Consider the following 8,212-nt stretch of genomic DNA (forward strand, 5'->3'; position numbering starts at 1 on the left):
TTGGTGCGCCATGCGCACTTGCACGCGCCCCAATGTCCCGAATTACCGTTCCCGGCCAGCCAGAGCACGCGGACCGTGGGGGATGCATGGCGAGAACCGCGCGACAGATCCTGAACGCACTCAGCCGCTCGACGAGCGTTCACGTCCACTCGACGACAGAACTGGCCGCGCACGTGGACTCCGCGGCGGCGGCCCTCGACAAGAAGCGCCGGGAAAAGGGCCAGGAAGCAGCGCGCAGGAAGACCGACCTGCGGCCGGTCGCGCTGGCCGAGCACGGGCGGTCCATCGACCTGACGCCGTGGCAGGTCCTGCACGCTGTAGCGCGCGGCTACGTGCTGGCCGGCCAGGGAATGGGGCGCGGGCTGGCAGAACACTGGCTCAGCCTGAAGTTCTGCGAGGCACTCGACGGCAACCGCGCCGGTTCCATGGATCTCACCGACAAGGGCCGCTCTTCCGAGAGCTGGTACAAGGGCATGCAGGCCCGGGAACTGGCCGTCGGCTTCGGGCTCGCCGTGGCGGAGCACATCGTGCAGCAGCGCTACCCCGACCACATCGTCTCAGTCGTCGATACGAACACGGTGCTGCGAGCCGGCTGGCCCCTGAGCGTCTCCCAACGGAACAAGGGCTCACGGCCCCGGCCCGACTACATCATCGAGGCATGGAAACCCGGCGAGCCGTCGAAAGTCACCTTCGTGGCCTGCCGCGGAAACCACCAGAAGCCCAGCAAGCGCACCGGCCGAACCCGCAGCACCACGATCCAGCAACTGGTCAAGGGAGCAGAACTGACCGAAGGCATGCAGATCGGCCCCTGGAACACGACGCCCTGTCTGATGCTGTCCACCGAACTCATGGGCCAGGGCGGGGTCGTGGTCAATGCGCTGCAATCCCCAGGCGAGGCTCTGCTCCCCCTGCGAATACCCGGCGCCCTGAATGACGCCGACGAGGAGATCAGGGACAAGCCCGGAATCCCCTACCCCAACGCCATTCGCGTACCGGCCCGCGACGGTCGACGGGCGCGGACGGTCGACGGCTTCCAGGTCGGCGAGGACGACCTCGCCTGGTTCGGCCAGCTCCTGGCCCGTACCGCAGCAGCCGGCCTGACCGCTTTCTCGGGCGGACGGAAATGCACGGCCGGGTATCTCACCGCCCGCCAAGGGCGAGAGCACTACGACGTGCCCGCCTTCGCCGCAACATCGAGCGTCGACGACGCGGACATCGAGGTCGGCAACACGAAATTCGTCGGCACGGACAACGTCTTCCGCATGGGGACCGCACGCATCGAGGCATTCTCCGGAATGGACTCGGAATTGTACGAACTGATCAAAGCCGGCCGCGTGGAGGAGTACCGGCAAGCGGCCTACGAACTCCGGTCCAAACGGCACGGCTCCCATGAAGCCGGGAAATGGAACGACCCGATCTCGTTCCAGGAAGACGGCACCATCATGGCCCTGAGCATCCTGCTCATCCGCAAACGGCGCCCGCTCTGAACCAACAACTCAGGAGATCTCGGCTCTCCTGCGCTCACCGCTACGGCAGCGCAACATAGCGCGGGATCGCCGGTTGGCCAAACCGGCGATCCTCCGGATCATTGACAGTCCACCGCCACCACCTGCCCGCACGTCGAAAGGCCGCATCCCTGATCCCAGCCTCACAACGTCACACGACCGGCCGCCTGTATTCACGACCAGGCAGCCCGGGCAGCACTTCCAGGACGCGGTCGACCCACCGCGGTCGGCCTTCCCAGGGTATTACGCAAGAGCGTCGCGCCGGCGCCGAACGCTGCCGGGCGAAGGGAGATCGGCGCCGTCTTGGCCTTGGTGCGCGCCGGCTGGCCTTCGCCTGCCGTCTGCGACTGCCGGCAATGCCGCCGGCATCCGACTCGCACGTTCGCCGTCGCGGTTCGCCGGCCAAACGTCTACCGCGCTGCGGCGTGGTGCCCACTCCGGCACCAAGTCAGGGCGGGTCTCACCTAGCCCGCCGGAGGCTGGAGAGTCAGCAGGGACACACACACGCCAAGGTCATGCGGATGAGAAGCGGCGGGACGCGCCCGTCAGCCACCGTTCACCCCGGCACCACGCGCGAGCGCCCCCACCGAGCCAGGCGCACAACCCGCTCTCTTGGCCTGCCCGCACGCTCCGGGCAGCCTCCTTGTTCGATTGAAGGGCGCACCATATACCCCTACGCTTGCCCGAGGAAGTCGTGATCTACGTCATGGCGCATGGATCGACCGCCACAGGGAATGATCGAGGCAAGACGAGCAAATAGGGCATTTCTTTTCCGCGGGACATACGCGGGACTGCGGGCCTAACGGAGCGTCAGGCAGACCGCTGACCTGCGAAAACACACGGGAAGCCGACGGCCTCCGGAGCCGTGTGCGCAGGTTCGAATCCTGCCGGGGGCACTCGCCACACAGCCAGTGAAGATTAGTGCTGACCAGGGCGGATGCCAATACAAGTAGCGGGACCCAGTCTCACTGGGTCCCGCTACTTGTCGTTGTTACGTACGCAGGTTTCGCGAAAGACCTGCGACAGGTCATCCCTATGGCAGGAAGCTGGTAAGCGCAGCAACGAGCCCTGCCAGGCCAGCCGCGCCAGCTGCCACCTGGAGCCTCTGCGCTGCCATGGCGACCACTGCCTGGCTGTCCGCAATTGCCGCCCTGAGCTGAACGTCGACGAAGTGATCACGCACTTCAAGCACTGGTGCACCTTCGACAAGGGCAGTAAGGATGATCTCTTGCCCCTTTGTGATGAGCTCAGGCCCGAACGAGATGGTTCCACCCGAGACCACGCAAGCACCGACGACTGTTCCGCCGGGTTCGGCCTCCGCGCTCAAGAGCTCTACAACCGAGGCGTTCAGAACGATCTCAAGCGCTCTCTGTTGATCGAACTGCTCACTTGCGATCGCATGGCGCCCCGAATTCCTCAAGCGAACGACGGCCAAGTGCGGATCAGTCAGAGGCGCACCGTTACAGAGCACCTCGATCGTCATACTGCCGGGCTGGAGGCCAGATCGGTCAACCAAAGGCGAGGCACTCGCAAGCTCGTACGAAAGTCGCCGTTTGGGAGGGAACAGAGACCTTCTGGCGTAGTAGACAGAGACTCCCCCCAGAGCCAAGGCAAGGATCGCGAGCACGACCGTGAGCACATTGAAGCCCTTGCCGTCCATTAACTCCACTGCTGACCGTACTTCTCCCCTTCCACAGGGCACGCCGAATGACGGGGTGCAACGTACAGCCAGCTGAGCACGATCCGCTACGAGGGAGTCACGCAAGGTGTCTGATCAGTCGAGCTCCGCTCAATCCTCATGTTTCATTGCCTCTTCCTGACCGTAGATGCATCCCTCGTAGACACGCGGTGGATCGCCTCTGGGGAGTTGCCGACCATGCGAGCGACCTCAGCCACAGGCACTCCGGCGTTCAACCACGTTGTCATGGGCGACGGGGGTGCGGTGCGGAGGCCGCTCGCCAGCGGGCCTGGGCGGACTCAACGAGTTTGAAGACCATGGCGAGGGCCGTGGCCGGGCTGCCGACACCGCGAGTGACCTTGGTCCGAAGCTTCACGGTGGAGAAAGTCGACTCGATCGGATTCGCCGTTCTCAGATGGACCCAGTGGTCGGCAGGGAAGTCGTAGAACGCCAGCAGCTCGTCGACCTCGCCGGTGATCTTTTTGACGGCCCCGGGGAAATTCGCCCCGTACGCCTTCTCGAACGCGGAAACCGCCTTCTCGGCGTGCGCACACGGTCCTCGGCGTTTTAGATCTCCTGCAGAGCCTTCGTCGCGCCGGCCTGCGCGGATTTCGGCAGCGCGCTCGAGATGTTCCTTGGTTATGAACCCAACACCTCTGGCGCCTGGCCTGCGGAAACACCTCCGTCAACGCCCTCCGCAGGTCCATCGCACCGCCGCCGACCACCAGCATCGGGTCGCGCATCCCGCGCCGCGTGCAGACCACCTCGTGGTAGCGGAGCCGGACGGACACGGCCGTCGGCCGCGAGTACCACCTGCGCGGTATCCGCAGCACGGCACTGCGGGTGGGGGGCATCAGCGTTAAGCTCAACCAGTACCGATCTTGTATAGATGTACCCAAACAATATGGGGGTCACTGTGGCTGAACAGATCGATAGGCCGGGACGGCTGCTGGACCGCGGTCACGAGTGGGCTCTCCTGAACGACTTTCTCGCCGATCCAGCCACAGAGTTGCGGCTGGCCATCGTCTCGGGGCGCCGGAGAAACGGGAAGTCCTTCCTGCTGGAAGCACTCACCGAAGCAGTGGGCGGGCTGTATCTGACCGCTGTACAGGAGGAAGGCCGGGTGCCCGCGCTGCACCGGTTCACCGAGACGATCGCCGCGCACGCGGGTGTACGCCCCGGGGCGATGCGGCTGGATGACTGGCGGGATGCGCTCACCGCCGCGCTGGAGGTGGTGAACCGGGCCTCGGGGGCGCCGCTGATCGTCATCGACGAACTGCCGTACCTGCTGCAGCACTCCCCGGAGATCCCCGGGTTTCTGCAACTGCTGTACGACCAGTCGCAGTCCGGCAAGGCACCCGGCGGCCGGATCGTGCTGTGCGGCTCGGCGATGAGCGTGATGTCCGAACTGCTGTCCGGGACCAAGCCGCTACGTGGCCGAGCCGTTCTTGACCTGCGCCTGCCGGCCTTCGACTACCGCACCGCCCGCACCCACTGGGGGATCGCGGACCCGGCAGTAGCACTGCAGGTCGACTCCGTGCTGGGCGGCGCCCCCGGCTATCGGCCGCTGGCCGCGGGGCCGGCCCCGCAGAGTGAGGCCGAGTTCGCCCCCTGGGTGGAACGCACCCTGCTGGACCCGGGACGGGCCCTCTACTCACGGGTGGAGGCGGAGTTCCTGCTGCGCGAGGACCCGCGGATCACCCACCGCACGCTGTACTACGACGTACTGTCTGCCATCGCCCGGGGCGCCTCGACCCCGGCGAAGGTCGGCTCGATGCTGGAACGGTCCCGCTCCGCCATGGTCGCCCCGCTGGAGTTGCTCGAGTCCACCGGCTACGTGCGCAAGGAGCAGGACCTGCTCAAGGCGCGGCACCCGGTCATCAGCGTGGCGGACCCGGTGATCCGCTTCAATCAGCTGATCACACTGCCCATGGTGGACCTGGTGGAACGGCGGCGCGGCGCCCAGGTGTGGCAGTCTTCCCGCCCGACGTACCACTCGAAGATCCTCGGCCCGCATTTCGAAGAGACCGCGCGAGAATGGGTCCGCTCCTTCGCCATCGACGAGACGGGGCTGTCGCTCGGCGCGGTGGGCACGGCGGAGATCGCCGACCCGGCCACCCGGACCAAGCACGAGGTCGACCTGCTCGCCATGGCCCCCGGCGAGCGCCCGCAAAACCCGCGAGCCGCCATCGCCCTGATCGGTGAGGCCAAGGCCACCGTCCAGCCCCGAGGACTCAAGGATCTCGAGCGCCTCGAGCATATCCGGACCCTGCTCGCCGCCCAGGGGCACCGGCCCGACAACGCGACCCTCGCCCTGTTCTCCCTGCACGGTTTCCATCCTGATGCCATCGACGCCGCCCGACACCGCCGCGATGTCCTCCTGGTCGACATCGGCGCGCTGTACGGTGACGGACCTGTCCGCGGCCTGACATGAGCCCGGGTCGCGTGGCTCGCGAGGGCGCCCCGGGCCCGATCCTGATGGCCGACCGGAGCGAGATCGACGCCGGTCGGCACACGAAAGCGCGACGTCCGCCCCAAAACAGAACATTTCCTTGCCGCGGGACATGCGCGGGACGACAGGGGTGCCATCCCGTCAGATAGCCTGTTGACCTGTGGAAACGCCTGGCAACCGTCCGGCCTCCGGAGCCGTGCGCGCAGGTTCGAATCCTGCCGGGGGCACCTTCATCAGGTGCCTGAGTCCCCGCCATCAGCGCTCCGCTGAGAGCGGGGTCTTCGCGTATGTGCAGCCTTATGCGGGTGTCATGTCTGTGGACGAGGTGTGGGGGGATCTTGCAGCATCACCGCACGCGCCCAGGTGGGCCCCGCAAATCGAGGCGGCCCCGGGTCAGCGCCGCCCATCAACCCCCGCCCACGCGGCCGGACCGGCCCCCCGGCACATCTCTCCAATGGCCGCATTCGACTTGGGAGGATGCCGGACATAAGTAGTATGAGTGACCCTACCGGCAAGTACTCGATCGCCATGCCGCGCGCCATCGCCGAAGCCGCCAAAGCGCGCAGTGGCCCTTCCGGGCGGTCCGCCTACGTCGCCGCAGCCGTCGCCCGCCAGGTCGAGCGGGACAACCTCAACGAACTCATCTCGGTGGCGGAGGCCGAACACGGCCCCGTCACCTATGAGGAGATCCAGGTTTTACGGAAGCAGATCCATCAAGCCCGGAAGCAACAGGACCAAGGCGGGGCGCACTCCGCGTGATTCTCTCCCCCGCCGTCCCTGGTGGCACGCTGGCCCTCGGCAGCGAAGGGCTGGCCAAGGCCGTCCGGCGGGACCATACGGTCACCGGCTGGCTCGCCCTCGTCGACGACCTGCGCGTGACTACTTCCGCTTCCACCCTCATGGAAGTTATTCGCCCACGGATCAATCGCCCGGCCTGGAATGGCCCCTGTCCCGGCTCGTCATAGAACCGGTCACCGCGGCGAGGCCGCGCCGGTGGCCGCCCGTCCGGCTTCGACGCCGAGACATACAAGGAGCGCAATGCCGTCGAACGGTGCATCGCCAGGCTGAAGCAGTGGCGCGGCCTCGCCATGCGTACCTACAAGCTCGCCATCGCCTACCAGGCCGCACTCCACTTTGCCGCCATCCTCATCTGAACCCGGTTCTGAGCAAGGCGTCCGCAGAGTTCATCAGGCTGGTCGATGGACGACGATCCGGTTTCGTTCCCCGTCGAAGACGCCGACCAGAACGTTGCCCTCCTGCCGGAGTCCGCTGAAGAGACCACGCCGGTCGACGTGCACGATCAGGATGTCGTGGCTGTCGATCACCTCAGAGATGCCCCAGGTCTCGATCGTGTCCGACCACGCGTCCAGGTTCCGACCGAACCACTCCGGCAACCCGCACGGCTCGCTCACCGCGTCCCAGAAGTCGTTGAGTGTCTCGATCAGCCGACCGCGCAGGTCAACGATCAGCTCGCTGTCCGTCATCACAGCAGCCTAGCCAGCCTCCCCAGGAGTCACTCACCGGTCAAAGTGACACGCTCTAGGCGTGGGCGGTGAGGTGGTCCCCCAGTGTGGTGAGTTCGGCGGCGTCGCGGCCAAGACGCTTCATCTCATACACGGTGAGGATGACTTGGCAGGGCGGGGCGGTGGCCTGGACCTCCCGCGCGGTGCGCAGTGCCTCCTCGAACTTGGGGCGGACCCTTGCGCGGGTGCTGATCTTCTCTCAAAAAATCTTGTATCGGGGGATACCGTGATCACTGAGCGTCGAGCTGAGAGTCGAGTTCCTGCCCGATCGTCGAGCAGCGAACGGAACCGATGCGGATGTCCGCGCTCGGCAGGTCGGGGTCGATCGGCGCCGGGGGGCGGAGTGCCCGGTTTCCACGGCTGCGGTGGCCGGCGGCCGGCCTGGGTCGGCACCCGCAGCGCCTTCTTCAGCCGGGGCACCAGCGTGAAGCGGCGGGTGTGGCAGGCGGAGGCGACCGCGCAGGAGCTCGAGCGGCACGGTGAGCCGGGCGCCGATCGTGGGTCGGGCGGCGTCCGGTGGCGCGCTCGCGATCTGGTTCGTGCAAAAGACTGTTGGTGAGGACGGCAGTGCTGATCTGAGCCCTCAGCCCGAACCGGCGACCAGCGCCTCGCCGAGCGGGGTGCGCCCGTAGAGGACCGACCGTCCGGACCGGGCGCGCACGAGCAGTCCCGCGCCTCGCAGGATGGCGAGGTGGTCTCCGACCGCGCCGGGTGTCATGGCGAGGCTTCGGGCGAGGTGGCTGGTACTGGCTGGGGCGTCCAGCGCCAACAGCAGCCGGGCTCGGGCCCGGCCGACCAGAGCGGTCAGCGCGTCCGGTTGGGGGGCGGTCGCCTGTTCGCCCCCCAGGGCAGCGGTGCCGCGGGCGCGATAGGCCAAGGTCGTGGGCCAGAGGTCTTCCAGGTGGGTGGCGATATGCCCGACGAAGACCGAAGGAATCAGGAGTAGTCCGTCGCCGGCTAGAAGTCTGCTGAAAATCTTGTTGTGGGGCTGTCCGGCCGTAGGCCGGGCGGCCCTTTTCGCTATGCGGTGGCGGGGGTGAGGTGCCAGCCGCCG

The 8,212-nt window shown here is 66.8% G+C and carries 7 protein-coding genes and 3 pseudogenes; 5 read left to right on the forward strand and 5 right to left on the reverse strand.

Features of this window, described 5'->3' with window-relative positions; genetic code table 11:
- Positions 1-86 precede the first annotated feature (86 nt).
- On the forward strand, positions 87-1,487 hold the full coding sequence (locus PV396_RS43615) for a hypothetical protein (RefSeq protein WP_319213931.1): 1,401 nt from the start codon (positions 87-89) through the stop codon (positions 1,485-1,487).
- A gap of 1,051 nt (positions 1,488-2,538) precedes the next feature.
- Here the strand turns inward: PV396_RS43615 and PV396_RS43620 are convergent.
- Together PV396_RS43620 and PV396_RS43625 are read right to left on the reverse strand one after the other, a co-directional pair.
- Positions 2,539-3,165, reverse strand: a complete 627-nt coding sequence (locus PV396_RS43620; protein ID WP_319213932.1) for a hypothetical protein — start codon at positions 3,163-3,165, stop codon at positions 2,539-2,541.
- Between the two features lie 277 nt (positions 3,166-3,442).
- Positions 3,443-3,941, reverse strand: a pseudogene (locus PV396_RS43625) (transposase); the annotation flags it as partial.
- Positions 3,942-4,099: 158 nt separating this feature from the next.
- On the opposite strand from PV396_RS43625, the gene PV396_RS43630 reads away from it, so the two are divergent.
- From PV396_RS43630 to PV396_RS43645, 4 genes and pseudogenes are all read left to right on the forward strand, one after another.
- On the forward strand, positions 4,100-5,617 hold the full coding sequence (locus PV396_RS43630) for an ATP-binding protein (RefSeq protein WP_319213933.1): 1,518 nt from the start codon (positions 4,100-4,102) through the stop codon (positions 5,615-5,617).
- A gap of 513 nt (positions 5,618-6,130) precedes the next feature.
- A complete protein-coding gene (locus PV396_RS43635) occupies positions 6,131-6,394 on the forward strand; it encodes a CopG family transcriptional regulator (protein WP_319213934.1) in 264 nt (87 codons plus the stop codon).
- Positions 6,391-6,611: pseudogene (locus tag PV396_RS43640) on the forward strand (DNA-binding protein); the annotation flags it as partial. The gene PV396_RS43635 and the pseudogene PV396_RS43640, both read left to right, overlap by 4 nt.
- A gap of 1 nt (position 6,612) precedes the next feature.
- Positions 6,613-6,789 (forward strand): annotated as a pseudogene (locus PV396_RS43645) (IS5/IS1182 family transposase); the annotation flags it as partial.
- Between the two features lie 33 nt (positions 6,790-6,822).
- Here PV396_RS43645 and PV396_RS43650 read toward each other — a convergent pair.
- From PV396_RS43650 to PV396_RS43660, 3 genes are all read right to left on the reverse strand, one after another.
- Entirely contained in the window at positions 6,823-7,119 is a 297-nt protein-coding gene (locus PV396_RS43650; protein ID WP_319213935.1) for a barstar family protein, read from the reverse strand.
- 55 nt (positions 7,120-7,174) lie between these two features.
- Positions 7,175-7,351 (reverse strand): recombinase family protein, encoded by a 177-nt coding sequence (locus tag PV396_RS43655; protein ID WP_319213937.1) that lies wholly within the window; start codon positions 7,349-7,351, stop codon positions 7,175-7,177.
- 390 nt (positions 7,352-7,741) lie between these two features.
- Positions 7,742-8,212: winged helix-turn-helix domain-containing protein (locus PV396_RS43660; RefSeq protein WP_319213936.1), on the reverse strand; the 471-nt coding region annotated here is incomplete at its 5' end.

It is taken from the genome of Streptomyces sp. ME02-8801-2C (assembly GCF_033793965.1).
Lineage (GTDB): Bacteria > Actinomycetota > Actinomycetes > Streptomycetales > Streptomycetaceae > Streptomyces.

Excerpts from the sequence above, each read along its gene's own strand:
- PV396_RS43615 (WP_319213931.1), top strand. The coding sequence starts at position 87 with ATGGCGAGAACCGCGCGACAGATCCTGAACGCACTCAGCCGCTCGACG.
- PV396_RS43620 (WP_319213932.1), bottom strand. The coding sequence starts at position 3,165 with ATGGACGGCAAGGGCTTCAATGTGCTCACGGTCGTGCTCGCGATCCTT.
- PV396_RS43635 (WP_319213934.1), top strand. The coding sequence starts at position 6,131 with ATGAGTGACCCTACCGGCAAGTACTCGATCGCCATGCCGCGCGCCATC.
- PV396_RS43650 (WP_319213935.1), bottom strand. The coding sequence starts at position 7,119 with ATGACGGACAGCGAGCTGATCGTTGACCTGCGCGGTCGGCTGATCGAG.